29 protein-coding genes and 1 other annotated feature are annotated in these 26,622 nt (G+C 36.9%); of the genes, 2 read left to right on the top strand and 27 right to left on the bottom strand.

Translation table 11 applies throughout. The annotated features are described in order from the left end of the window. Nucleotides 1-8: 8 nt before the first annotated feature. Nucleotides 9-866: a VOC family protein gene (locus NLJ82_RS21190; RefSeq protein ID WP_000009820.1), complete on the bottom strand. Its 858-nt coding sequence runs from the start codon at nucleotides 864-866 to the stop codon at nucleotides 9-11. A 21-nt stretch (nucleotides 867-887) separates the two neighbouring features. Then, nucleotides 888-1,292 (bottom strand): DoxX family protein, encoded by a 405-nt coding sequence (locus NLJ82_RS21195; protein WP_001071560.1) that lies wholly within the window; start codon nucleotides 1,290-1,292, stop codon nucleotides 888-890. A gap of 156 nt (nucleotides 1,293-1,448) precedes the next feature. On the opposite strand from NLJ82_RS21195, the gene NLJ82_RS21200 reads away from it, so the two are divergent. Next, on the top strand, nucleotides 1,449-1,994 hold the full coding sequence (locus tag NLJ82_RS21200; protein WP_001020700.1) for a helix-turn-helix domain-containing protein: 546 nt from the start codon (nucleotides 1,449-1,451) through the stop codon (nucleotides 1,992-1,994). A gap of 32 nt (nucleotides 1,995-2,026) precedes the next feature. Here the strand turns inward: NLJ82_RS21200 and NLJ82_RS21205 are convergent, their stop codons facing one another. From NLJ82_RS21205 to NLJ82_RS21265, 13 genes are all read right to left on the bottom strand, one after another. Beyond that, the gene (locus NLJ82_RS21205) at nucleotides 2,027-2,404 is read right to left on the bottom strand and encodes a hotdog family protein (protein WP_000025005.1); all 378 of its coding nucleotides are present in this window, start codon (nucleotides 2,402-2,404) and stop codon (nucleotides 2,027-2,029) included. A gap of 127 nt (nucleotides 2,405-2,531) precedes the next feature. Then, entirely contained in the window at nucleotides 2,532-2,990 is a 459-nt protein-coding gene (locus NLJ82_RS21210) for a GNAT family N-acetyltransferase (protein WP_000276115.1), read from the bottom strand. A 56-nt stretch (nucleotides 2,991-3,046) separates the two neighbouring features. Beyond that, nucleotides 3,047-3,553, bottom strand: a complete 507-nt coding sequence (locus NLJ82_RS21215) for a GNAT family N-acetyltransferase (RefSeq protein WP_000469123.1) — start codon at nucleotides 3,551-3,553, stop codon at nucleotides 3,047-3,049. Nucleotides 3,554-3,859: 306 nt separating this feature from the next. Then, on the bottom strand, nucleotides 3,860-4,258 hold the full coding sequence (locus NLJ82_RS21220; protein ID WP_001258430.1) for an ankyrin repeat domain-containing protein: 399 nt from the start codon (nucleotides 4,256-4,258) through the stop codon (nucleotides 3,860-3,862). Then, nucleotides 4,225-5,043: an ABC transporter ATP-binding protein gene (locus NLJ82_RS21225; RefSeq protein WP_000626548.1), complete on the bottom strand. Its 819-nt coding sequence runs from the start codon at nucleotides 5,041-5,043 to the stop codon at nucleotides 4,225-4,227. Before NLJ82_RS21225 ends, NLJ82_RS21220 begins: the two co-directional genes overlap by 34 nt. Then, on the bottom strand, nucleotides 5,030-6,058 hold the full coding sequence (locus tag NLJ82_RS21230) for a FecCD family ABC transporter permease (RefSeq protein ID WP_000445956.1): 1,029 nt from the start codon (nucleotides 6,056-6,058) through the stop codon (nucleotides 5,030-5,032). Before NLJ82_RS21230 ends, NLJ82_RS21225 begins: the two co-directional genes overlap by 14 nt. 5 nt (nucleotides 6,059-6,063) lie before the next feature. After that, nucleotides 6,064-7,011 (bottom strand): helical backbone metal receptor, encoded by a 948-nt coding sequence (locus tag NLJ82_RS21235; RefSeq protein ID WP_000748490.1) that lies wholly within the window; start codon nucleotides 7,009-7,011, stop codon nucleotides 6,064-6,066. A 159-nt stretch (nucleotides 7,012-7,170) separates the two neighbouring features. Beyond that, nucleotides 7,171-7,398, bottom strand: a complete 228-nt coding sequence (locus tag NLJ82_RS21240) for a YrhC family protein (protein ID WP_000661449.1) — start codon at nucleotides 7,396-7,398, stop codon at nucleotides 7,171-7,173. Between the two features lie 126 nt (nucleotides 7,399-7,524). Beyond that, nucleotides 7,525-10,128: a bifunctional acetaldehyde-CoA/alcohol dehydrogenase gene (gene adhE, locus NLJ82_RS21245; protein WP_000260475.1), complete on the bottom strand. Its 2,604-nt coding sequence runs from the start codon at nucleotides 10,126-10,128 to the stop codon at nucleotides 7,525-7,527. A gap of 259 nt (nucleotides 10,129-10,387) precedes the next feature. Continuing rightward, nucleotides 10,388-11,521: a bifunctional cystathionine gamma-lyase/homocysteine desulfhydrase gene (locus NLJ82_RS21250; RefSeq protein ID WP_001201909.1), complete on the bottom strand. Its 1,134-nt coding sequence runs from the start codon at nucleotides 11,519-11,521 to the stop codon at nucleotides 10,388-10,390. Nucleotides 11,522-11,524: 3 nt separating this feature from the next. Next, nucleotides 11,525-12,448, bottom strand: coding sequence for an O-acetylserine dependent cystathionine beta-synthase (locus NLJ82_RS21255; protein ID WP_001103857.1), 924 nt, complete (start codon nucleotides 12,446-12,448; stop codon nucleotides 11,525-11,527). An 82-nt stretch (nucleotides 12,449-12,530) separates the two neighbouring features. Further along, nucleotides 12,531-13,226 carry a 5'-methylthioadenosine/S-adenosylhomocysteine nucleosidase gene (gene mtnN, locus NLJ82_RS21260; RefSeq protein ID WP_001217039.1) on the bottom strand — a complete coding sequence of 232 codons (696 nt, stop codon included), beginning with the start codon at nucleotides 13,224-13,226 and terminating at the stop codon, nucleotides 12,531-12,533. A gap of 14 nt (nucleotides 13,227-13,240) precedes the next feature. Continuing rightward, nucleotides 13,241-13,879, bottom strand: coding sequence for a class I SAM-dependent methyltransferase (locus NLJ82_RS21265; protein WP_000536319.1), 639 nt, complete (start codon nucleotides 13,877-13,879; stop codon nucleotides 13,241-13,243). A 136-nt stretch (nucleotides 13,880-14,015) separates the two neighbouring features. Between NLJ82_RS21265 and NLJ82_RS21270 the strand changes: the two genes are divergently transcribed. Continuing rightward, nucleotides 14,016-14,231: a YrzA family protein gene (locus tag NLJ82_RS21270; RefSeq protein ID WP_000010984.1), complete on the top strand. Its 216-nt coding sequence runs from the start codon at nucleotides 14,016-14,018 to the stop codon at nucleotides 14,229-14,231. Nucleotides 14,232-14,266: 35 nt separating this feature from the next. Here the strand turns inward: NLJ82_RS21270 and NLJ82_RS21275 are convergent, their stop codons facing one another. The 12 genes from NLJ82_RS21275 to alaS form a co-directional block, all read right to left on the bottom strand. Continuing rightward, nucleotides 14,267-14,917, bottom strand: a complete 651-nt coding sequence (locus NLJ82_RS21275; RefSeq protein WP_000897107.1) for a YrrS family protein — start codon at nucleotides 14,915-14,917, stop codon at nucleotides 14,267-14,269. 116 nt (nucleotides 14,918-15,033) lie between these two features. Beyond that, nucleotides 15,034-16,788 (bottom strand): peptidoglycan D,D-transpeptidase FtsI family protein, encoded by a 1,755-nt coding sequence (locus NLJ82_RS21280; protein WP_000403940.1) that lies wholly within the window; start codon nucleotides 16,786-16,788, stop codon nucleotides 15,034-15,036. Between the two features lie 92 nt (nucleotides 16,789-16,880). Beyond that, entirely contained in the window at nucleotides 16,881-17,357 is a 477-nt protein-coding gene (gene greA, locus NLJ82_RS21285) for a transcription elongation factor GreA (protein WP_000179963.1), read from the bottom strand. Nucleotides 17,358-17,635: 278 nt separating this feature from the next. Then, a complete protein-coding gene (gene udk / locus NLJ82_RS21290; protein WP_000537087.1) occupies nucleotides 17,636-18,274 on the bottom strand; it encodes a uridine kinase in 639 nt (212 codons plus the stop codon). A gap of 17 nt (nucleotides 18,275-18,291) precedes the next feature. After that, nucleotides 18,292-19,572, bottom strand: a complete 1,281-nt coding sequence (locus NLJ82_RS21295; protein ID WP_000217969.1) for a peptidase U32 family protein — start codon at nucleotides 19,570-19,572, stop codon at nucleotides 18,292-18,294. A gap of 18 nt (nucleotides 19,573-19,590) precedes the next feature. Then, nucleotides 19,591-20,520: a peptidase U32 family protein gene (locus NLJ82_RS21300; RefSeq protein WP_000742781.1), complete on the bottom strand. Its 930-nt coding sequence runs from the start codon at nucleotides 20,518-20,520 to the stop codon at nucleotides 19,591-19,593. A 7-nt stretch (nucleotides 20,521-20,527) separates the two neighbouring features. After that, nucleotides 20,528-21,169: an O-methyltransferase gene (locus tag NLJ82_RS21305; protein ID WP_000389089.1), complete on the bottom strand. Its 642-nt coding sequence runs from the start codon at nucleotides 21,167-21,169 to the stop codon at nucleotides 20,528-20,530. Nucleotides 21,170-21,371: 202 nt separating this feature from the next. Further along, nucleotides 21,372-22,442, bottom strand: a complete 1,071-nt coding sequence (mltG, locus tag NLJ82_RS21310; RefSeq protein WP_000230081.1) for an endolytic transglycosylase MltG — start codon at nucleotides 22,440-22,442, stop codon at nucleotides 21,372-21,374. A 215-nt stretch (nucleotides 22,443-22,657) separates the two neighbouring features. Further along, complete coding sequence (locus NLJ82_RS21315; protein ID WP_000392731.1) at nucleotides 22,658-22,936, bottom strand: DUF1292 domain-containing protein; 279 nt, start codon at nucleotides 22,934-22,936, stop codon at nucleotides 22,658-22,660. Between the two features lie 12 nt (nucleotides 22,937-22,948). Further along, on the bottom strand, nucleotides 22,949-23,362 hold the full coding sequence (ruvX, locus tag NLJ82_RS21320; protein ID WP_001221196.1) for a Holliday junction resolvase RuvX: 414 nt from the start codon (nucleotides 23,360-23,362) through the stop codon (nucleotides 22,949-22,951). A gap of 3 nt (nucleotides 23,363-23,365) precedes the next feature. Next, nucleotides 23,366-23,632, bottom strand: a complete 267-nt coding sequence (locus NLJ82_RS21325; protein ID WP_000348590.1) for an IreB family regulatory phosphoprotein — start codon at nucleotides 23,630-23,632, stop codon at nucleotides 23,366-23,368. 76 nt (nucleotides 23,633-23,708) lie between these two features. Then, nucleotides 23,709-26,351 (bottom strand): alanine--tRNA ligase, encoded by a 2,643-nt coding sequence (alaS, locus tag NLJ82_RS21330; protein ID WP_000811836.1) that lies wholly within the window; start codon nucleotides 26,349-26,351, stop codon nucleotides 23,709-23,711. 40 nt (nucleotides 26,352-26,391) lie between these two features. After that, nucleotides 26,392-26,611, bottom strand: a binding site (T-box leader). Nucleotides 26,612-26,622: the final 11 nt, after the last annotated feature.

The following is a 26,622-nucleotide window of genomic DNA, read 5'->3' on the forward strand; positions in this document are numbered from 1 at the left end:
AGCCTTTATTAGGCTTCTCCTTTTATTTTGAAATGGATACAATGTCCAAATGGATCCTCTACTTGTAATATTCCATCTTTGTACGTAGCAATCTTGCCAATATTTTTTAAGCTTTCACATACTTGCTCTTTTTGTTTTTCATTTGCTAATACAATTGTGAAATATTTCAAGCCAACGGAATTTGGCATTTGCGGTAGTATTCCTTCACCTTGCCACGTATTTAAACCGATATGGTGATGGTAGCCACCTGCCGATACAAAGAGCGCCCCATTACGAGCTGGGATCGTTACTTCAAAACCAAGACCATCCACATAGAAACGTTTCGCTTCTTCCAAATCAGCTACATGGAAATGAATATGTCCCATCACAGTACCAGCTGGAAATCCATTCCATGTAATTCCTTGCTGCAATAATTCTTCACCAGCTAACGGGTTACTAACAAATGGTAGCTCTCCATTCTCATCACGCCAAACTTCTTTTTGACGATCATGATAAATTTCAATCCCGTTCCCATCTGGATCAGCTAAATAAAGGGCCTCACTAAAGTAATGGTCAGCTCCGCCGTGCAGTGGATATACCATTGCTACAAGATGACGAAGGATATTCGCTAAATCCTGTCTACTCGGTAATAAAATTGCGTAATGATATAAACCAGTTCTCCCTCTTTGTTTTGGTAAAGCTTCTTTCTTTTCTTCAATGATCAGGAGTGGTTCGTTATTTTCATTCCCAAATGTAACGACCATTTCATCTTCTTTTAGTACTTTCATACGTAGTACTTCTGTATAAAACTCTAGTGATTTCTTTATATTTGATACATATAAATGAACAACATCAAGTGTTGTATCGGGATGAAGTTGAAAACTCATCTTGTTAGCCTCCCATTTAAATTAGTTCTTCTTTGACATTTTCTCTTTTAAGAAATTATCTACAAAACCATCCGCTTTCGCAACAAATAAGTAAACACCCATCGCTAACAACGCAAGCTCTAATTCGAAGCCAGGATTTTTTCCATCTCCTAATAAACCAGCTGACCATTTTACTTTTACAATTGCTCCAACCATAACTAGTGCAAATAATAATCCAATATATCTTACACCTAAACCTAGAATTAATAATAGACCGCCAACTAATTCAACTGTTGCTACACCGTATGCAAGTCCTCCTGGTAAACCAATGCTTGTGAACCACCCTGCAATATTGTCAATTCCCGATTGGAATTTTGTTAAACCGTGCATAAAGAACGTTACCCCTAACACGATACGAATAATTAAGTTACCAATATGTTGATTCATTTCTTTCTCTCCTTTATAGTTTTCTTATACAAAACTTTTATTTACATTACAAAACATACACTAATTTTTTTTATTCGTCAATTCATTTTCACTGGGAAAATATATATTTTTTTTGCTATGATACAAATAGTTGTTTATAAAAAGGAGCTTGATTTTATGAATATTGGTTCTGCAATACGTGAAATTCGTCAACGTAGAGGCATAACAATTGCACAAATTTGTGAAGGAACAGGTCTTTCTAAAGGATTTATGAGTCAGGTTGAAAATAATAAAACATCACCATCTATCTCAACTTTAGAAACAATCTCCAATTTTTTAAACGTTCCTCTTCCCTATTTATTGTTAGAACAAAAAGATCGATTGAAAGTTGTCAAAAAGGTAGAGCGTAAATATAGTGTATACGGAAAAGATGAACAAAGAATTGAACATGTTGCAGAGCAAGGTGGCCTTCGCCTAAATCTCGTAGAAATTCCTGCTGGGTTTCCGAAAGAAAACACACCAAATGCCCATGAAGGGGAAGAATGTCACCTTGTATTACGCGGAAAACTAGAAGTTCAACATGGAGAAGATATTGCAATTGTAGAAGAAGGGGATTCTTTCTCCTGGAATGCATGTGTTCCTCATATCGTTCGTAATATAGGAGAAGAAACTGCATTATTACTCATCTCTAGTCATGCAGAAAATCGAAAACGTGTTTATTAAATAAAAAAGAAGCCTGTAAATCAGGCTTCTTTTTATCCTCTTATAACTCCATAGCTTGTCCCAACTAGTACAGTCTTTTCGTGTTGATTACGATAAACTGACTCGATTGAAACCTTTTTGTATCCTTCCATCTGTTCAACATTCGTTAAAGTTAATTCACAAGTGATCGTATCTCCTGCAAAAACTGGTCTAATAAACTCACTTACTAATTCTCTTGCTATGTAATGTAATTCTTCTCCTACTTTCGTTCCAATACTAGCAGTCAATAAACCATGAACCATTAAACGTCCATTTTCATCATATTCCATATGATGCCTACCTTTATCCCCTGTAATGTTTGCAAATTCAAAAACTTCTTCCTCAGTAAATCTTCTTTCATATTTAAATACATCCCCAACTTTTATACTCATTTTTATCCCCCTAATAATAAACAGAATTTTCTTTCATTTTATCATAAAATGAGTCTCAATTCATTTTCTATTATAAAAAGAATGAAAAATACTTATAGCTGTACTATTTTTTTTGCTTTTCACTCCTTTACCGATGCCCATCCCTTTTTGCGGCTTGGTATCCATAGTACGCACATGTTCCATTTCTCGATAACTCTCTCACCTCAAAACCACAACTTCTATAAAAATCAAAATTACTCGCAGAAGTATGCGCAAACCAGTCACCATGTGGCAATTTTTGCAAACAAAGAGCAACAAGTTTCTTACCTAATCCCTTCCCTCTATATTCACATTTCACAACTAAATTTACTATGTTGGCGACCATGATTCCATCAGAAATGACTCTAACCATCGCAATCATCTCTTCTTCATCCCAAATTGTGAATGCCCATGTTGAATTTTCAAATGCTATCGTGAATTTTTCAATTTGCCAAGAAGGGATATTATCATTGCTCCAACCGGCATCTTCGAATAAAGTCTTAATTGCATATGCAGGTACACCATTCGTTCCCTCACGAATAATAAGTCCATTATGATAAATGTACATGTAATCCCCCCTTTATTTTTATATACCATTCTTCAAAAGATGCAATTCACCTTTTTTCATCCAACGCGCTTAATGGAATAAACGAGAACATCCATCCCATGAAATGAAGTTGTTTTCTCATAACTAAGCCCCGTTTTTCTAGCAACAAAGATTGAGGCGGGGTGATCCGGATTAATAAGAGAAATTAATTTATTCATTCGTAACGCTTGGAAGCCATAATCTCGAAATGCTGCCGCTGCTTCTTTCGCATACCCTTTTCCCCAATATTTAGGTAATAACCAATAACCAATTTCAATTTCCTCTTTTCCATTTATTTGCTGCTTAACTAATCCTGCATGACCAATTCGTATTCCCGTTTCCTTTTCAATCAATACAAATAAACCGAGACCGTTTTCATAGCTAGGAATCACCCACTCTTCCAAACTTTTTTTACACTGCATATATGTTTTTAACGTCCCATTTCCAATATAGCGCATTACCTTCTCATTTCCCCATAATGAAGCGTAGAACTGTAAATCATCCATTGTATATTTGCGAATTTGTAAACGATCTGTATGAAACATTTCTGCACTCCTTCCCACGAATTTGTACTTACCTATACGATCATGTTTTGGATATATACTAAATGTTACTATCTATTATAAAGGAACTAAATAATAAATACAGAATATTCAATCTCTAAAGAATTAAAAAAAGGCAGTAGACAAATATTGTCTACTGCATCCATATCATAACTAGCATAAAGAAAACTACAATTGAGGGGGGTGTAGGATTTTCAAATACACTAGGTATTTATCCCGTTCTAACGGGCGGTAAACTTTCCAATTATATGAAAGTGAAAAGTTTACCGCACATAAGAACTTTGGCGGTCATTGAGAAAGCACCGTTAAGTAGTCAAATACACGCTGTGCTTTTTCTCCGCCCATTCGTGCATGTTGAAGAAGAGAAATACCATGGGGGCCAGATGCATGTAATGCTTCTGGTTGTGCTACTAAAATAGCTTGTACAACTTCTAATTCTCCAAGCATAGCGGCCGCGAAAATATCCATTCGAGCACCCTTTTCTAGTAAATAGAGAGCAATATCTTTACGACCTACATGTGCCGCTGCTCCTAACGCACTTTCCCAATCTGATCCGCCCCAATTGTAAGAGGCATGAAGTAAAATTGGCGATTCAGCTAACAGTTCTTGTACTTTTTCTAAATCTCCGTGAGCTGCCATAACAAATTCCCTTACTAACTCAGTGGTAATACATTCTTCTGTTCGCATCTTGCTCCTCCTTTTTTAGAAATTCGTTTTGGTGTAAAAAATGGCTTGTCGCTTTCTTGAAAAATATCTACATCTATGCCAAATACATGCTGAAACATTTCATGACATAACACTTCTTCTGGTATACCGTCATACTGAAGCTGCCCTCGCTTTAATACGAGTAAACGATCACTATATTGAGCCGCTTGGTTAATATCATGTAAAACCATTACAATTGTCATGCCAAATTCCTCATTTAATCGTTTCACAAGTTCCATTACTTCCAACTGATGAACGATATCTAAAAAAGTTGTTGGCTCATCCAATAATAAGATGTTCGTACGTTGTGCTAGCGTCATTGCAATCCAAGCACGTTGTCTTTCTCCTCCTGATAAAGATTGTAAAAGACGATATTCATACCCTTCAAGATTTGTAACAGACAATGCCCAATCAACAATTTCTTCATCCTCTTTATTTAAACGATCTCTCCATGATTTATGAGGGCCTCTTCCAAATTCAATTAATTCTCTCACTGTTAAATCTAATTGATGATCATGCATTTGTGGTAACATCGCTAATTGCTTCGCTACATCAGCACTTTTCATCGTATGAATACTTTTTCCATCTAAAACGATATCTCCTTCGCTTTGTTTAAGTAGTCTTGCCATTAAACGAAGCAAAGTAGATTTCCCCGATCCATTCGGTCCAATTAAACTAACGACCTCTCCAGCTTTAATATGTACATTCATATTTTGCATTTGAAATCTTTCAGAATGTGCGTAAAACACTTTATTAACGGAAATCACGCTGTTTTCCCCCTCTATGAATTAAATATAAGAAGAACGGACCACCTAAGAAGGATAGTAAAATACCGACAGGTAATTCAATTGGATCGAACCAACTTCGAGCTATCGCATCTGCGAAAACAAGTAATATACCTCCGCCAAGGCATGATAATGGCAGTAAATATTTATAGTCATTTCCAACTAATAAACGTAACATATGTGGTACGACAAGGCCGACAAATCCAATAAGACCAGAAACACTAACTGCTATTCCAGCTAATAATGTGCTTACTACTATTAAATAAAAACGGCTTCTCTCCACGTTATGACCTAATAATTTCGCCATTTCATCCCCAAGCATTAATACTCGAATATGCTTAATACCAAAGAAAGCCAATACAATAGCGAATATTGCATAATAAATAATCATGTTTAAATGTGCCCAACTCACGCCACCAATGCCACCCGCTAACCACGGTAATACGGATTGTACTTTGTCACTATGTAATAACATTAATGCTGACGTCGCTGCACCAATTAATGCATTAATTGACACACCTACTAAGACAATTCTTGAAGGTGGTGCCCCTTTTTGCCATGATAAAGCATAAATGATCATCGCCGTTATGAAAGCTCCTAAAAACGCACCGAGTGGTAAAAACGCCATATGCTGAGGGAATAAAATCATAATTACAATTGCGACAAGGCCTGCTCCAGATGACACCCCGATAATACCAGGGTCTGCAAGAGGATTTCTCATCACCCCTTGCAGGAGTGCGCCAGATGCAGCTAAACATGTTCCTACTATAAATCCAACGAGCACTCTTGGTATACGAAGGTCCCATACAATTCGATGAACTGTCGAACCTTCATCTTGTATCCCTGTTAGAATATCACGTAAAGAAAAGGATAAGCTTCCTGCGAAAAGGCCGTAAAAAAGACCTAAAATCGTTAATAGCACTAAACTAACTGCTATGATCCACCTTTTTTTGGCAAAAGGATGTTCCTTTTCCCTTACTACTTCACTACTTTCCATACTTATCATTTCCTTACATCTTGTATACTTTTATACATAAAGTCCATCGCTTCTGTAACTTTTGTTCCAGGATTTGATCCAAATAAGTCTGGTGGCAAAATAACTACGCGATTTTGTTTTACTGCATCTAAATTTTTCCACGCTTCATTTTTCATCATTTCGCCTTCAAATGCTTTTTTAACGCTATTTGGATCTCCATGTGTAATTAAATAAATCACATCAGGATTCGCCTCAATAATGCGTTCTACACTTAGCTGTGCATATTGCGGATATTCCTTCATTTCTGGAAAATCAGCTGCAATATTTTTCCCACCTGTTTTTTCTAAAATATCACCTGATAAAGAGGTTGGTAATGCTGCTAAATAAGTACCAGGTGCTCCATACACTAGCAATGCTTTCACATCACTCTTTTTCTCATATGTCTTCATTTGATTCGTAATTTTTTGGTTAAGTTCTTTCGCTTTATCTTCTTTCTTCATTATCGTTCCGTATAGTTCAATATTCTTTTGAATATCTTGTACAGAATTCGCAGAAGAAATCATTACTTTCGTTCCTTGCCCTTCAACCGTTGGAACATTCTTTTGGAACCCATTATTAGCAATAAGTACATCGGGCTTTAAGCTAGCAATTTGCTCAAAATTCGGCTGATGTGCATTCCCGATTACTTGTACTTTCTTTATATCCTCTGGAAGAGTTATTTTTGCATCCGGACGACCCACTATTTTTCCGCCTAAAGCATGAATAATATTCATGTCTCCCATACTTAATGTTGCAAAACTCTCTGGCACTTTATCGAATGTTACCTTTCTTCCTGACAGGTCGGTAACTTCTATTTTCTCTTTTCCTTTTTCTGTTTTTGTTGCCGCTGTTCTTTCGTCTCCTTTTGCACTGCAACCTATTAATAAGAAAAAAACAGATAAAATCGCTGTAAATAGCGTAATAGATTTTTTCATTCTTCCACCTCTAATTGATAATGATAATCATTAACTACTATTCTACTTTAATTGATAAGGATTATCATTGTCAATATAAAACGCATACATTTTCTAGAAAAAAAACAAAAAGCGTTACAAAAAAGATTCCCTCTTTTTGTAACGCACTATTTACCAATATTATTCACATTCGTTTCCCTCTAACTCGTCTCGCATCACTTTCACACGCTGAAAGAAAAAGAAAGATAAACTTAAAAATATAACGATGCTTCCCATCATAACAAAAAATTGTATCGTTTCTTTTGCTCCAGTCGGGATCAATAAGCCAACCATTAACAATGTACTTACAGCGAGAAGAATTTGTCCGAACCGAGTATAATCTTCTATCTTTTCTTGTAATTCCTTCATTATATTCTCACTCCTCCATTTCACTGTATCATATTCTATTAAACTGAAAGACAAGTAAATACAGCCATTCGGGGAGATGTTTTCCAAAAGAAAAAGAGCCGCTTTATTGCGACTCTTTTATAACCATTACTCACCTTTATATGCTTTCATATAAATTTCTTTCAGCTCTGAAATGAGAGGTAATTTGGGATTAGCTGTTGTACATTGATCTTCAAAAGCTCTTTCTGCTAATAATCCAACAACCTCTTCAAATTGGTCTTTAGCAACTCCTTGTCCTGCAATACTCATATTTATATTTAAACTTTTTCCGAGCTCAATAATTGCTTTGACAAGTGATTCCACACCTTCTGCAGTCGAACTTGCTGGAAGCCCGAGCATTCTCGCAATATGTGCATAGCGTTCATCGGCTACAAAGTGCTCATATTTTGGGAACAATGCGTGTTTTCTTGGCTTAATAGCATTATAGCGAACTACGTGCGGCATAAGAATTGCATTCGCACGCCCATGTGGAATATGAAATTCTGGTCCAATTTTATGTGCTAAGCTGTGATTAATACCTAGAAAAGCATTTGCAAATGCCATTCCTGCGATTGCAGAAGCATTGTGCATTTTTTCTCGTGCTTCTTCATCATTTCCATCTTTAAATGCTCTTGGTAAATATTTAAATACGAGATCAATGGCCTTTAATGCTAATCCATCTGTATAGTCATTTGCTAAAACAGACACATACGCCTCGATTGCATGCGTTAATACGTCCATGCCAGTGTCTGCTGTTACATGTGGTGGTACTGTCATTACAAATTGTGGATCAACAATTGCTACATCTGGCGTTAATTCATAATCCGCGAGTGGATACTTTATATTATTTTTCTTATCTGTAATAACCGCAAATGGTGTCACTTCTGATCCTGTTCCAGATGTTGTTGGAATGGCAACAAACTGCGCCTTACTTCCTAATTCCGGATATTTACATGTACGTTTTCTTATATCTAAAAACTTCTGTTTAATTCCATAGAATGTTGTTTCTGGGTGCTCATAGAAAAGCCACATCCCTTTTGCTGCATCCATCGCTGAACCACCACCAAGTGCGATAATTACATCCGGCTGAAAACTTCTCATCATTTCCGCACCTTTAAACACAGTTTCATCTGATGGATCTGGCTCAACCTCAAAGAAAACTTCAACTTTCACATCATTTGCATGTTTACGTAAATAATGCGAGACCGTATCTACATATCCGTGCTCAACCATTCCTGGATCTGTTACAATAAATGCACGTGAAATGTTAGGCATATTTGCTAAATATGCTGTCGCATGTTTTTCAAAATAAATTTTTGGTGGTAATTTGAACCACTGCATATTCTTTTTTCTATTTGCCAACCTTTTTATATTTAATAAATGCGTCGCTGTTACGTTTTGAGAAACCGAGTTTTTCCCGTAGGAACCGCAACCAAGCGTAAGTGATGGAATAAATCCATTATATATGTCACCGATTCCACCTTGTGATGAAGGGGCATTTACAATAAGGCGGCAAGCTTTCATACGTAATCCAAATTGCTTTTGCACTTCTTTATTTACAGAATGGATAACTGCTGAATGTCCTAAACCACCGAGGTTTAACATTTCTTCACAATATGTAAATCCTTCTTCTAATGAATTTGCTTTTACACAAGCTAATACTGGACTTAACTTCTCACGAGATAGTGGATATGCGGCTCCGATGCCTTGTATTTCAGCTACAAGCATTTTTGTATTTTTAGGTACAGTAATTCCAACTAATTCGGCAATATACTGTGCGGGTTTCCCTACAATATCACTATTTACTGCACATGTATTTTCATTAATAACAAGCTTTTCTAATTTACTTCCCTCTTCCTCGGTTACAAAATAACAATCATTTGCAATCATTTCTGTTTTCACATCATCATAAATTTCCTTGTCTACAATAATTGCTTGTTCTGATGCACAAATCATACCATTATCAAATGTTTTAGATAAAATCAAATCATTAACCGCTCGTTTTATATGCGCTGATTTCTCTATATAACATGGTACATTACCAGGACCTACACCTAGCGCTGGTTTTCCAGTAGAATAAGCTGATTTCACCATACCTGCTCCTCCAGTTGCCAAAACAAGCGCAACACCTTCATGGTTCATTAATTGTTTCGTTGCTTCGACAGAAGGTCTTTCAATCCACTGAATACAATGTTTTGGTGCCCCCGCCTTCACCGCTGCATCGTATACTGCTTTCGCGGCTGCAATAGAACAGTTTTGTGCTGAAGGATGAAATGCGAAAATAATTGGATTTCTCGTTTTTATCGCGATTAATGCTTTAAACATTGTTGTCGATGTTGGATTCGTTACTGGCGTTACCCCAGCTACTACACCGACGGGCTCCGCAATTTCTATTATTTCTTCATGAGGGTCTTCGTGAATAATTCCTACTGTTTTATCTTTCTTTATGCTATGCCAAATATATTCAGTAGCAAAAATATTTTTAATACATTTATCTTCGTATACACCACGACCTGTTTCTTCAACAGCCAACTTCGCAAGTGGCATATGTTGATCAACACCTGCTAATGCCATTTCATGAACAATGTTGTCAATTTGCTCTTGTGTAAAACTTTCTAATGCTTGTAAAGCCTTCCGACCGTTATTCACTAACGTATCAATCATTTCTTTTACTTCCTGCATTTCATTTACAACTTTCTCTTTGACTACCATGTAAATTCCTCCTATTCTGCTGTCTTGGACTAAATAAGACCCTATAGGTCATAATCAGTCCCGATTAGCGCAAAAAAATAGAATTGCTTTCCTACATGAACTTCATAGTTTGTGAAGTATTTCACAAGTTTATTCGTGAGTAACACTTCATGAATTCAATATACATGAAATCATTTCATTTGTGTATGTCTATTTTGTGAAATGTTTCACAAAATAGACGTAATAAAAATGCACTGCCTATATTAGCAGTGCATTTTTATTATGCTAACGCTTGTGCTAAATCTTCAATTAAATCTTCTCCGTCTTCAATACCGACAGAAATTCGAATTAATGTATCTGTAATTCCTAATTCTTTACGACGATCTGCTGGAATTGATGCATGCGTCATTTGAGAGGGGATAGAAATTAAACTTTCTACTGCTCCTAAACTTTCAGCCAGCGTAAAGTATTGTAATCTCTCAAGTACTTTATTTAATGTTTCTTCGCTATCTACATCAAATGAGATAATAGCACCAAATCCATTTGCCTGTTCTGTTGCCAGTTCATGGTTTTGATGTGACTCAAGGCCTGGGTAATATACTTTATTTACTTTTGGGTGGTTATTTAAAAACTCAGCAATTGCACGTGAATTCGTTTCATGCTCTTCCATTCGAATTCCTAATGTTTTTAAACCACGAAGTAGTAAGAAACTATCTTGCGGACCAAGAATGCCACCTGTTGAGTTTTGTACAAAGTGAAGGTCTTCTGCTAATTGCGGGCTATTTACAACTACTAGACCTGCAACTACGTCACTATGACCTCCTAAATATTTCGTTGCACTATGAAGTACAATGTCTGCTCCTAAAGAAATCGGCGACTGCCAATATGGCGTCATGAATGTGTTATCAATAATTGTTAATAAATCTTTCTCTTTAGCAAGAGTAGATATTTTTTTAATATCAGTAATTTTTAGTAACGGATTCGTTGGTGTTTCTACATAAATCGCTTTCGTATTTGGACGAATCGCTTCTTCAACTTCCTCTAAGTTTGTTGTATCTACAAATGTATGCTCAATACCGAAGCGGTTTAACACTTTCGTAATCACGCGGTACGTTCCGCCATACACATCATCTGTTAAAATAACGTGGTCACCTTTTGAAAACAACATAATTGTAGCTGTAATAGCCGCCATTCCTGAACCAAATGCGAAACCAGCATGGCCGTTTTCTAATACCGCAATCATTTCTTCTAAAGCTGCACGTGTTGGGTTTCCTGTACGTGAATATTCATATCCTTGATGCTTACCAACTGCTTCTTGTTTGTACGTACTCGTTTGATAAATCGGTACATTTACAGATCCAGTTGAAGGTTCTCCTATGCGAATACCATGAATTAACTTTGTCTTTGCTCTCATTTTTTATTCCCATCCTTTGTATATGTCTTTACTTAAATAGCGCTCACTACTATCAGGAAAAATCGTTACAATATTTGTACCTGGCGCCGCTTTCTCTGCTTCAAGTAAACTTGCATGAAATGCTGCTCCTGAAGAGCTCCCAACAAGAAGTCCTTCTTTTTGCGCTAATTCTTTCACTCGTAAAAATGCATTTCGATCAGAAATCGTATGAATTTCATCAAAATAAGATGTTTTCAAAAATGGCGGGATGAATTCAAGGCCAATCCCTTCTGTTTCATGTGAGCCAGCTTTACCACCATTTAAAATAGATCCTTCTGGTTCCACAATAACCGTTTTTATATCTACATTTTTTTCTTTTAAATAAGATGCAGTCCCCATAAACGTACCGCCAGTTCCTGCTCCAGCAACAAATATGTTAATCTCTCCATTAAGTGCCGACCAAAGTTCAGGTCCTAATGTTTTAAAATATGCACGAGGATTTGCCTCATTTGCGAACTGACTTGGAGAGTATGAATTCGGTATCTCATTTACTAACTCTTTTGCTTTTGCAATTGCACCGGTCATTCCTTGCTCAGTCGGCGTATGCACGACCGTTGCGCCTAGTGCTTTCATTAATTCTTGTTTTTCAATGCTAAATTTCTCTGGTACACAAACGATAACGTGTAAATCATGTTGTAACGCTGCGAGTGCCAGTCCAATACCAGTATTTCCAGCTGTCGGTTCAATAATTGTTCCGCCCTCTGTAACAAGCCCTTTTTCTAGCGCATCTTCGATTAATTCTCTTCCTAATCGGTCCTTAACGCTTCCGCCTGGGTTATAAAATTCAAGCTTTGCAAATAAACGGACCCCTTCTGGAAGTGAAAAACGAGTAATTTCCACAATTGGTGTATGACCAATTAACTCATGAACTCCACGATATACATTCATCGTGTTCTCCCCCTTATTTGCCAATAAAGAAAAGGCAACTGTATGTATTTTCTTTATATGAGACAGTTGCCTTTTTGTTACATTACTTTAACTCTTCTAATACTTTTACGATAAAGTTTGTAGAATGAAGAGCTGCTTGATCTAAAAATTGATCAAATGAAACATTTGATTCTTTACCAGCAATATCAGAAAGTGCACGAATGATAACAAACGGAACTTCATATTGGTGGCATACTTGTGCAACAGCTGCTGCTTCCATTTCTACTGCATAAAGGTTTTCAAATTTATCACGAATGGCTGCAACTCGGTTCGGATCACTCATAAATGAATCACCTGTTGCAATCATACCTTTTACAACTTGAATATTTTCTTCTGCCTGCATACATTTTTCAGCTAATGCAACTAATGCTTCATCAGCTTTAAATCCAGGCGGCATTCCTGGTACTTGACCATACTCATAGTTAAATGCTGTTACATCTACGTCATGGTGACGAACTTCTGTTGAAATAACGACATCCCCAACATTTAGAGAATGATGGAATCCACCAGCTGAACCAGTATTAATGACTTTTTCAGGCTTATATCTTTCTAATAAAATTGTCGTTGACATCGCTGCATTTACTTTACCAATACCAGACTTTAACAAGATTACTTCATGTCCTGCTAATTGCCCTTTCGTAAATTCACAACCCGCAACCGTTTCTGTTTCTGCTTGTTCTAATTTATCACGTAAAATACGTACTTCTTCTTCCATTGCTCCAATTACAGCAATTCTCAATCTAATCCCTCTTTCTATTGCTTAGTTGCCTCCATTACCCACACGAAATGATTTAATCTCGTAAACGTTACATGGAAGCCATTGTTTTCAAAAATAGTCTGCATAACTGGAATACGTGTATAGTATTCCGTTTGCAAATCGTTTGCTAACTGATGAAAACCTCTTTGTTTTGCTGCTTCAACAGTTTTATCATATGCATCTTGATCTGCAAATATCGTATCAGCAAACACTATTTTACCACCTTTGTTTAGCAATTGACTATACTTCGCAATCGCTACATTTTTTTCATCATCTGTTAAATGATGAAATGCATAGGTGCTTACTATGGTATCAATGGAATTCGGGACTTCAAACGAAAGAAAATCACCTTCTGTAATGGAAAACTCTTTTGGCAATTTCTCTTTTGCAATCATGCGCATTTCACGTGACGGTTCTATACCGTAAACTGTGCGGCCAGCAAGTAATAATTTATTTGTTAAATTACCTGTACCGACACCAAATTCTAATACGTTACCAAATGACTTGTTAACTACATCCTCTAGAATGTCCTCATAATGGGCGAAAACTTCTTTATATTGTATATCTTCGCCTTGTACAAATGAGTCGTACGTATGAGCCCACTCATCAAATAAACCATTAAATTCTGTACCCATAAAAATTCCCCTTTTTCTTATCGGTTTTATCAGTATGATATTCCCTCTTTCTAAAAATGTCAATTGAAATGTACATGGTATTTCCTTCTTTTCTTTGTTACACTATAGTTGATTACATAGGAGAGGGGCCGTCTTCATGTCATTTACCTTTGAAATGTTAGAAGATAAAGTAGAATTTTTTGAAGCGGGAGACTTAGCTTCTTTAGAACGTAAAATCAGTGAACAAATCGATAATAATAAAGCACTTATGCTTGAAGTTCATCACATCTCGCATCAAATGGTTATGGATCCTGAAAGTAAAAGACCATATTATAGCGCGGTTGTTCATTTTAAATTAAAGAAATTACGCTAACTAAAAAAGAGAAGCTCCTAAGGAGCTTCTCTTTTTTAGTTTAGAGTTTGAACAAGTACTGGTTTCCAGCCTTCATTGTCTACCCAATCAATATTTACATAATATCTTTTACCTGTTTGTTTATCTTGTACGTTACCGTAAGCTTTATTCTTACCGTTATTTCCGATTCGATGAATAATTAATTGCTCTACTGGAACGTCAATTGCAGCTGAAATCGCTTGATTCATCTCATTCCAATCTGCTGTACCTTTTTTAAACGTCATCGCAGGTGTTGCACCTTGCTCTGTGCCTACTGGCTTCCAAGAAGGTTTCGTATAAGCGTCAGTTGCCTTTGGCTGTGTTTTTTCAGCTGGTACTTTCTCGTTAGCTTTCGCTTCTTCTTCAGCTTTTTTCTGTTCTTCTTCAGCCTTTAGCTTCTCTTCTTCTTCTTTCTTCTTAGCCTCTGTTTTCTCTTGTTCATTCTTCTTCGTCTCTTCTTTGCCTTTAGCTTTCTCAGACTTATTCTCTTTCGTTGTTTGCTGAGCTACCTTTTTATCGCTAGAAGACGCTTGCTCTTTCGTGTCAGGAACAAACAATTGATATGCTACAATAGCTACTGCTACTAGTACAATAGCGATTGCAATATTTAAAACACCGTTTTGACGACGTTTTTGTTGTTTCTGTTGGAATCTAGATCCTCCTGCCATTCTTCAAACCTCCATGCAGTTTTTCATACTTGCTATTGTAACATTAAATCTAGAAAGGTTGAACATTTACAATAATATTTTCATGAAATGAAAACATTTTACCATGAATTGCAAGATTACTTTTCATTCTCTAATCGATAGATTGATTCTACGATTGCTTTAAAAATAGGTGTAACTGCATTTACATTGCTACTCGTTTCTATATCCACGACAACTAAAGCATATCTTGGATTTTCATATGGAAAATAACCTGCAAACCAACGATTCTCTTTCGTTCCTTTTCCTGTTTGTGCTGTCCCAGATTTTCCAGCAACGCTTAATGGTAATGAACTAAATGCTGCTCCTGTGCCTTTCTCCGTTGTTACAACGCTCCTTAATAACTGTTGTAATGTTTTCACTGTTTCATATGAAAGCTGTTTTCCACCTAATGTATGGTCTTCAAATGTATAAAAATCCGTTCCATTTTTATACATTATTTTTTCAACAGCTTTCACTTCCATCTTTTCTCCCCCTCTAGCAATCGTCGCCATCATATTTGCAATCGCTAGAGGTGACATACGTACATCTTTCTGTCCAATTGCTGTTTGCGCTACCGCTTTTTTACTATTCTTATTTCCTTCACTCCCCCAAATCGTAACACTTTTCTCCTCTGGCATTTGCTCAAAATGAGTTGTATGAAATACAGAACCTCTCCATCCAACCTTCTCAGCGCCTCCTAAAGCCTCTACATAAGTTTCTAACACCATCTTATCCTTTTGTATTAGCTCATTTCCTAACTCTGAAAATGTCCTGTTACAGCTTCTAGCAAAGCTCTCTTTAAAACTAAGTGTCCCCATCCTAACTTGTGGGTGATCTTCACCATATAAATCTTTATTACAATTAAATACGCGATTAAAAACATTTTCATTTTGATCAATCGCTGCGGCCGCAATTATTGTTTTAAAAACAGAACCGGGAAAGTGTGGTGTTAACATTTGATTTTCAAGTGTAGTTTTATATAAACTCTCATCTTTCACCTGTACAGATGGTTTGCTAACCATTGCTAAAATTTCATTTTTCTTTACATCAAGTAGCACTACTCCTCCCTTCTTAATTTCACTTGCTTCAACTACTTCTTCTGCTTTTTTCTGTAACTCGTTATGTAAAGTAGTTTGAATCGTCACTGGATAAAACGGATTTCCAGGCGATGTATATTTCGCTTGTTTTCCAAAAATCGGTTCTCCTTGCCGATCCACTTGATACAATACTTTTGCCTCTCCATCGGTCAAAAGAAATTCATCAAATGATTGCTGCAATCCTGAAATGCCAATCGGTGTTTGTTTTGAAATTTTTCTAACTTCTCCGTATCGTTTTTGAAATTCTCGTTCATTCTCACCCACATCACCAATTAAATGATTCATCACGCTAGTTTGCCGCAAACGAACTTCAGCTGCTACAATGCCTAATACATTTAATTGATTCACCTTCTCCATCTGCTCTCGTTCCAAGCGAAGTGGTTCATTTCCTCTTTGCAGGATAAATGCACTTTTCTTATGTTTCATTTGACTTTCAATCTCTTGTCTCGACATACCAATGATATGCGCAATTTTCTCCAACATGTTATTTTTTAATTGTAGAAATGGAAAAACAATTAAAACAGGATACTTTTTCTCACCTATCTCCTTACCATTACGATCTATAAAATGGCCGCGTCCATCATCTACCGTAATGGATTGCGTCCGTTGTGTAACACTTTTTTCAATTAAGTTAATCTTACGATCCGTAAATGATTCCGTATCGATAATTTGTATTTGAATTAAACGACAAAGTAACATAAACATGACACATATAAAACAAATTAAAACAATTGTAATTCTCCGTTTTATTTCCATAAAAAAACACCTCGTCTAGTATAGTTTGGACGGAGTGTTTCATCTTTTATACAAATAAAAAAATCACTCGCTTTTACACGAGTGATTTTTAATTATTTTACAGAGATAATCTCTACTTGCATTTCTCCACCTGGAGTTTGGATTGCTACCTTCTCGCCAATTTGCTTACCTAATAAGCTTTTTGCGATTGGAGAATCGTTAGAAATTCTCCCTTCAAATGGATCTGCTTCTGCGCTACCTACGATTGTGTAAGCTTCTTCATCTCCATCTGGTAGTTCTTTAAATGTTACTGTTTTACCTAATGTAACAACTGTAGATTCTTCACCGTTATCTGTGATGATAACTGCGTTACGAATCATGTTTTCTAATTGTGTAATACGTCCTTCTACGAACGCTTGCTCATCTTTCGCTGCATCATACTCAGAGTTCTCAGAAAGATCTCCGAAGCTACGTGCAATCTTAATGCGCTCTACAACTTCTTTACGTTTTACCGTTTTTAAATCCTCAAGTTCGTTCTCTAGCTTTTGCTTACCCTCTTGCGTCATAGGGTATGTTTTTTCTGTTGCCATATTTTCCACTCCTTTTATATACCAATCCCCCGAAAAAAAGAGGAGTTCCATATGAAAACTCCCCCGCTTATATGTAAAGCGGAGGTTTCTAGCACGCCTGTACTAGCGGAGTTGTCACATACAACCCCGTATTCCCAATTCTTCTTTATATAAAGAAGATATGTATGGAAAGTTGATATAAATATGCCCTCACCTATATATAGATGAGGTTGCATGTTTCATTGTATTCGATAGGAAGGGAAAAAATCCCTTCCTACCGTATATCTTTTACTATGCTATTACAAATTTACTTTTTGTTCAAGAATTGTTGCAATTTTTGTAACCATAATATCAATTGCAACGTGGTTTTGTCCACCTTCAGGGATAATAATATCCGCAAATTTCTTAGAAGGCTCAATAAATTGATTGTGCATTGGACGTACAACATTTACATATTGATCAATAACTGAATCCATCGTACGACCACGTTCTTTAATATCACGCTGCATGCGGCGCAGGATACGAAGGTCAGCATCTGTATCAACGAATAACTTAATGTCCATTAACTCACAAAGACGTGGGTCTTCTAAAATAAGAATTCCTTCTAAAATGATTACATCTTTCGGCTCAACTGGAATAATTTCATCTGAACGCGTATGCAATGTATAGTCATATACAGGTTTCTCTACTTGTTTATATGCAAGCAACTGCTGCAAATGTTCAATTAACAAATCATTATCAAACGCTAATGGATGATCATAATTTGTTTTTAAACGTTCTTCCATTGGTAAATGGCTTTGATCTTTGTAATAATAATCTTGCTCTAAGATTAAAATGGAATGACCTTTAAAATGGTCAAAAATCGCTTTCGTTACACTTGTCTTACCTGACCCTGAACCACCAGCAATTCCAATTACAACAGGCTTATTCGTCCCCATTCGACTATCACTCTTTCTTATTGAAGTATGCTTTTGCGCATCATATTATTCACATACACTGGTTGATCCACTTTGAATTTCACGATCTGCAACGGATGTCTCGCTGCATCTAATTCGTTTCCATCCTCATCCCAAATTTTCTCCACCGTCTGCGTAAAGTTTTCTATTTCTGGTCCAAAGAACTCCACTTCATGTCCTGGTTTGAAATGATTACGTTGCTCAATCGTTACGATGCCCGTTTCTTCATTATAATCTAACACTAAACCAGCGAAATCATACGTTGTTTTCTTACTATGATTTCCAAACATTTGCTCTTGATGTCCTGGAACCCCTTCAAAGAATGCAGGAGCTGTATCACGATTTGCACATTTATCAAGCTCATCTAACCATTCTTGTTTAAACTCAAAGTTATCAGGATCCGCACAATATGCATCAATTACTTTACGGTATACTGTCGCTACAGTAGCTACGTAATGGATTGATTTCATACGTCCTTCAACTTTTAAGCTATCAATTCCAATTTCAATCATTTTCGGAATTGATAAAATTAAATTTAAGTCTTTTGGACTCATTGCAAAGTGAGCATCTTCTTCTTGAAATAGAGGAAGCTCTTTTGCATCTTTATGTTGTGATACTGTTTGAACTAAATCATAGTCCCAGCGACAAGATTGACAACAACCACCACGGTTAGAGTCACGCGCTGTCATATGGTTACTTAGCGTACATCTTCCTGAATATGCGATACACATTGCACCATGGACGAATGCTTCAATTTCAATATCCACTTTTTCTTTAATCTCTTTCATTTCTTCATAGCTTGCTTCACGAGCTAATACAAGACGATGTAAACCTTCTTCTTTCCAATACTGTGCTGCTTTCCAGTTGGATAGTGATTGCTGTGTGCTTAAATGCACCTCAACAGAAGGCGCTACACGTTTACAAGTCTCAATGATAAGCGGATCAGCAACGATAATTCCCGTTACGCCAGCTTTTTCAATCCCTTTTAAATATTCCTCTAGCCCGTCCATATTTTCATTATGTGCAAAGATATTTGTTGTTACATATATTTTTGCTCCATATTTCTTTGCAAATTCCACACCTTCTGCCATTTCTTCCAGTGTAAAGTTACCTGCATTCGAACGAAGACCAAATTCTTGTCCACCTAAATATACAGCATCTGCCCCGTAATGGATAGCTACTTTTAATTTTTCTAAGTTACCCGCAGGGATTAACAGTTCAGGTTTCTTCACAATAACGCGTTTGCCATCGATCACTCGTGAAATTTCTTGTACAGTCATTTCCTACACCCTCCTCGTTTAGTAAACCGTCTCTTTAAAGAAGAATCCTGTATCTAACGGACGATTCACCGGTTGCATTTCTTCTATCTCTTTATATAAGTCGTCTTTCACGTCGTAATACGCATCACGATCTTCTACACATAAATCAATTGCTTTACGATATTTCTTCGTTACCTCAATAATGTATGCAGAGCTTTTTAGTACACCATCAACTTTTAAGCTATCAATTTCAGCATCAATTAGCTCTTCTAACTCATCGATGAAACAAATATCATTTGGACTCATAATGTGAGTACCATTTTCATCTTCATAAATTGGATATTTATTGTTACGCTCTGGGTCATATAAGAACATATTCTCTTCATATTTTTTCTTTTCAATGTCAAGATGACGTCCTTGATACTCAAAGTAGTTTCCTACTAACGAACGCTTCGACTGGAACATACAAGTCATACCGTGAATTTGCACTTCAAGTTCCACTTCAGCATTTTCTTTTAATTCAACAATTTCATCTAAGCTAAGCTCGCGAGCTAATACAGCACGTTTTGCTCCTCTTTGTCCCCAGTAGTTACAAGTAAACCAGTTTGTTGCTGTTGTTTCTGTATTCCAGTGCAATTGCATATTTGGCGCTACTTCGCGAACCGCCATTAATACTGCTGGATCTCCGAAAACAATTGCATCTACATGTACTTCGTTTAAAAATGCAACATAGTCTGTTAATTCTTCTACTTTATCGTTGTGGAACATAGCGTTCATTGCTACGTATACTTTTACACCATTTTCATGTGCAATCTTCACAGCTTGTTTCACATCTTCACGTGAAAATTCCCCTGCTAAACGTAAACCAAACTTTTGCTCACCGATCATTACCGCATCTGCTCCTGCTTTCGCAAGAGGTTCGATATCCGCCACTGCTTTTGGTGTTACTAACAATTCTGGTTTCTTCATACCTTGGTCACCCTTTCTTTTTACTAACAGCTACTCCATCACCAATTGGGAAAATCGTTGTATCATATCCTTCATGGTTCATAAGCCATTCATTGTACGTCTTAATACGACGGATTAAACCACGTGTACGTCTGTTTTCAATTTTCTCTTTCGTCGTTACAAGGCCATGGTACATAACATTATCTGAAATAATTACGCCACCAGGATTTAATAACGGTTCATATAAGTCAAAAAAGCGACGATATTGTCCTTTTGCTGCGTCAATAAAAATAACGTCAAATGTTCCATGTTCTTCTACTTGCTCGCCTGTTTCTAACGCATCACCGTAAATAACGGAAATACGTTCTTTAACTGGTGAACGTTCTATATATTCAAGTGCTTTTTCATATCGATCGCGATTGCGCTCAACTGTCACAATGCGAGAATTTGGAATAGCTTGCATCATACGAATACTAGAATAGCCAATTGCTGTACCTAGCTCTAAAATGCTCTTCGGTCCAATTAAACGTAAAAATTGCAACATAAATTCCATTCCAAGTCGATCCATAATTGGCACATGATTTTCTTTCGCATAGTCTTCCATTTCAAGAATTAATTTATCTTTCGGATCAATAAATGATAATAGGTACTCGTTAACTGCATCCTCCATAATGGTCCTCCTTATTTACATGGAGAAGTGCCTCTATGACGTCTTTTCACACATAGAATGCAATAAAAATACAAGCCAGCTTTATCCTTAGCTTGTACGTCCCGTTTTGATATTAAAAACGATTCTTCTGCCAGTTTTTAACCCGATATATTTTACCACAAAAAAGAGGGATGTGCGACCTTTTTCGCTATCCCTCCCCATTTCACTGCTTTTTCGTAATATATTTTTGCTTTAGTGCATTATGCTCTTCCAATGTTTTCGCATAGTACACTTCACCAGTTGGTGCAGCTAAGAAATAATAATAATCTGTTTGCGCAGGCTCTAGCGCTGCTTCCACTGAATGTTTACCAGAGTTTGCAATCGGGCCCACCGGCAATCCTTTCACAACGTACGTATTGTACGGTGAGTTTATCTTTAAATCTTCGTATAATACACGTTGTTTATGCTTTCCAAGTGCGTATAATACCGTTGGATCCGTTTGAAGCGGCATACCTTTTGCTAAACGATTATAAAAGACACTAGAGATCTTTTGACGATCTGTAAAGCCTGTTGCCTCTTCTTCAATAAGTGAAGACAATGTTAAAAGCTGATGCACATCCCAGTTTTTCGCTTTCATTTTTGCTTCGTTTTGAACAATAATTGCATTCGTTTTCTCAAGCATTTGGATAACAATTTCTTCCAAAGTTGTATCTTTTTTATAGAAAGAGTACGTCGCAGGATATAAATAACCTTCTAATGGATATTTAATATTGCTATCAAAGATTTTATCCGTTAACAGCTTGGGATACTTTTGCTGCATTTTTTGAATAAATGCTTTATCGTTTAATTGACGTACAACATCATCTTTATTCCATTTTAATTCGTTTGCAACCGTTTCTGCAATTTCAGTTACTTGTGCCCCTTCTTTTACCGTCACTTTATAAAGTGCTGGACGATGTACATTACCAGATGACATTTGCTCAATAACATCTTTTGCACTCATTGAAGGATTTAATAAATATGTACCCGCTTGTAAATTTTTAGATTTAGCCTTTGTATAAAAACTAAAAACTGTACCGTTTTTCACAGCACCTTTTTCTTCTAAAATCTCACCAATTTTACTAGTAGATGATCCCTTTGGAATTTCTACTTCAATCTCTTTTTTATTCCCGCTATCAACCGGTCCTAATGCGGATGAAATATACGCATAGACTGAACCACAAACTAAAAGCAGTGCAATAATCGAAAATAAAAAAATGCGTCTGCGCTTCTTTTTCACTTGATTCTCTACCAAAACTCTTCCTCCTTATTCAATTGTAGGCCATATGTACATCTTTCTATACAAAACGATGAAAAATCACAATACATTTACCTATCATTTTTGACAGATACTTTATTTTCTACAATCCGTCTCATTATACTACAAAGGATTACGCAGTTTCGACAAAAAATCTTTCATTTTACATATAAAAAAGGCGGACGATATACCGTCCACCTTTTCAGTACTTATTATTCAGCTTCTTGCTCATCAGCAATAGTGTTAAATGTTTCTTGTACCATTTCCCACTCTTCTTCAGATTCGATTGGAAGTAATACTCCGCCCTCTTCTTCATTTTGCTCATAAGCCATTGCATCATAAATTGGGTCTCCATCTTCGTCTACTTCACCGATTGGAGAGAAGATTACGTATGATTTTTTACCAAATTTTTCAGCATCAAAAGTGAAAATAATTTCACATAAATGTTCGTTACCTTTTTCGTCTACAATTGTAATTTGACGTTCTTCCATTTTGGTCACCTCTTATTTTCTATCTAAAAATCCTTGTAAGATTACGACTGCAGCCATCTTATCAATTACTTGCTTTCGCTTCTTACGGCTTACATCGGCTGAAATGAGTAGACGTTCCGCTGCCATCGTTGACAAACGCTCGTCCCACATTACAACGTCTAATTGTAACAGCTCTCGTAGGTTTTCTGCAAATTGTTGGCATGCTTCACCACGCGGGCCAATTGTACCATTCATATTTTTAGGTAAACCTACTACTATCTTGTCCACATCATACTGTTTTACTAACTCAGAAATGCGGTCAAAACCAAATTGACCTCGTTCTTCGTTAATCTTGATTGTTTCAAGCCCTTGCGCTGTCCAGCCCATTTCGTCACTAATTGCAACTCCGACTGTTTTTGTACCTACATCTAAACCTAATATCCGCATAAATTACTCCTCACGATGATGTTTCAAGTAAGACTTCACAAGCTCTTCAATTAATTCATCACGTTCAAGCTTGCGAATGATGCTTCGTGCATCTTTATGGCGAGGTATGTATGCTGGGTCTCCACTTAATAAATAACCGACGATTTGGTTAATCGGATTATAGCCTTTTTCTTGAAGTGCATCATACACAGTTAAAAGTACATCATTTACATGGACACTCTGTTTTTCATCTTGAATGCTAAACTTCATTGTTTTATCAAAACCGTCCATTTCAAGCACCTCACTTATATAGTAAGTATAGGGAGAAGAACTTCTCCTCTCCCTACCATTGTACACTACTATCTGTTTATTTTGAAACAGATTTAACGTACTCTTGTACAAATGCTAAAGCTTCCTCAACTTGCGCTGGGTTTTTACCGCCCGCTTGTGCCATATCAGGACGGCCACCACCGCCACCGCCACAACGAGAAGCTACTTCTTTCACAAGTTTACCAGCATGGTAACCTTGGCTAATTAAATCTTTCGTTACGCCAGCTAAGATGTTTACTTTGTCATCATTTACAGACGCTAATACGACAACCGCAGATTCTAATTTATTCTTCAGATCATCCATCATCGTACGTAAGTTATTCATATCTGCAACATTTACTTTCGCTGCTAATACGTTCACGCCATCAACTGTCATTACAGAATCCGTTAAGTTTCCAGCTTCGATATTGCTTAATTTCGCAGCAAGAGATTCATTTTCTTTTTGCAGTTGTTTCACTTCAGCAAATAGACCATCAACTCTTGTTAAAATATCTTTCGGATTTGTTTTCATTTTTCCTGCTGCTTCTTTTAATAAACCTACTTGATCGTTCATTAATTCGTATGCAGACTTACCAGTTACTGCTTCAATACGACGAGTTCCTGCACCGATACCAGACTCAGCAACGATTTTGAAAATACCGATAGAAGCTGTATTATCAACGTGACAACCACCGCAAAGCTCTAAGCTGTAATCGCCAACTTGTACAACGCGTACAACATCTCCGTATTTTTCACCGAATAATGCCATTGCGCCCATTTCTTTCGCTTCTTCGATTGCTTTTTGAGAAATCTCAACATCAATACTTTCCCAAATTTTCTCGTTTACAATACGCTCAATTTTTTCTAATTCGTCAGCTTGTACTTGACCGAAGTGAGAGAAGTCAAAGCGTAGACGTTCAGAAGTTACAAGAGAACCTGCTTGGTTAACGTGTGTTCCAAGTACGTCTTTTAATGCTTGGTGTAGTAAGTGAGTCGCTGTATGGTTCTTCACAACGCTACTACGGTTTTTCGTATCGATAATAGCTTTTACAGCCGCATCTTTCGTTAATGTACCTTCTTCAACTACAACTTTGTGCAAGTTTTGGCCGTTTGGTGCTTTTTGTACGTCTTTTACAAGAACTTTCACGCCATCAGCAAGAAGATAACCACGGTCTGCAATTTGTCCACCGCTCTCAGCATAGAATGGTGTTACATCAAGCATTAATTGTCCTTCTTCACCAACTTGTAAGCTGTCTGTGTATTCACCGTTTTTCACAAGTGCAACAACGTTACTTTCTGTTGCAACTGTACCGTAACCAACGAACTCGCTCGCTACTTTCACTTCTCCAAGGACACCGCCTTGAACTTGCATAGAATCAACATCTTGACGAGCAGCACGTGCGCGCTCACGTTGTTTTTCCATTTCATTTTCAAAACCTTCATGATCAACAGTCATACCAGCTTCTTCGGCATATTCTTCTGTTAATTCAATTGGGAAACCGTATGTGTCATATAGACGGAACGCATCTACTCCAGAAATAACCGTTGTTTTTTCTTCTTTAGCTTTTGCGATAACTTCAGCTAAAATTGCTTCACCATCATGAAGTGTTTCGTGGAAACGCTCTTCTTCATTTTTCACAACTTTTGCAATGAAATCTTTCTTTTCAAGTACTTCTGGATAGAAGTCTTTCATTACTTCTCCAACAACCGGTACTAATTCAAACATGAATGGACGGTTGATGTTTAATTTCTTCGAATAACGAACCGCACGACGTAATAAACGACGTAATACATAACCACGGCCTTCGTTAGATGGAAGAGCACCGTCACCAACAGCGAATGTTACTGTACGGATATGGTCAGCAATTACTTTAAACGCCATATCTTTTTCTAAGTCACCATTACGATATTTCTCACCAGAGATTGTTTCTGTTGCACCAATCATTGGCATGAATAAGTCTGTGTCAAAGTTTGTAGGCACATCTTGAACGATAGATGTCATACGCTCTAGACCCATCCCTGTATCGATGTTTTTCTTAGGAAGTGGTGTATATGAACCGTCTGGATTATGGTTAAATTGAGAGAATACAAGGTTCCATACTTCTAAGTAACGCTCATTTTCTCCGCCTGGATATAATTCTGGGTCACTAAAGTCATTACCGTAAGCTTCTCCGCGGTCATAGAAAATCTCTGTATTCGGTCCACTTGGTCCTTCACCGATATCCCAGAAGTTTTCTTCTAAGCGGATGATGCGCTCTTTTGGAACGCCCATTTTCTCATTCCAAATTGTGAATGCTTCTTCATCTTCTGGATGGATTGTAACTGATAGTAATTCTTTATCGAATCCGATCCATTTGTCGCTCGTTAAAAATTCCCAAGCCCAAGTAATTGCTTCTTCTTTGAAGTAATCACCGATTGAGAAGTTTCCTAACATTTCAAAGAATGTATGGTGACGAGCTGTTTTCCCTACGTTTTCAATATCGTTTGTACGAATTGATTTTTGAGCATTTGTAATACGTGGATTTTGCGGGATTACACGTCCATCAAAATATTTTTTTAATGTTGCTACACCACTGTTAATCCATAGAAGAGATGGATCTTCATGTGGAACTAGTGATGCACTAGGTTCTACTGCATGTCCTTTTTCTTGGAAAAAGTCTAAAAACATTTGACGAATTTGTGCGCCTGTTAGTTGTTTCATTGTATTTTCCTCCTTAAATATAAAAAACTCCCGCCCCTATAAAAGGGACGAGAGTTAACTCGCGATACCACCCTAATTATGAATTGATTGCTATATGAATCAATTCATCACCTCATGGTGCCGTAACGTGGCAAGACGGCAGTGATTAGCTGCTCTCAGGATTAGCTTTCTGTTACCCTTCATTTAAAGCTTCTTTCAGCCATATGGAAGCTTCTCTCTATAAATGGACTGTAACGTACTTGTTCCGTCATTGATTTAATGTATTATATGA

The sequence above is a fragment of the Bacillus paranthracis genome (assembly GCF_024296885.1).
Classification (GTDB): Bacteria; Bacillota; Bacilli; order Bacillales; family Bacillaceae_G; genus Bacillus_A; species Bacillus_A paranthracis.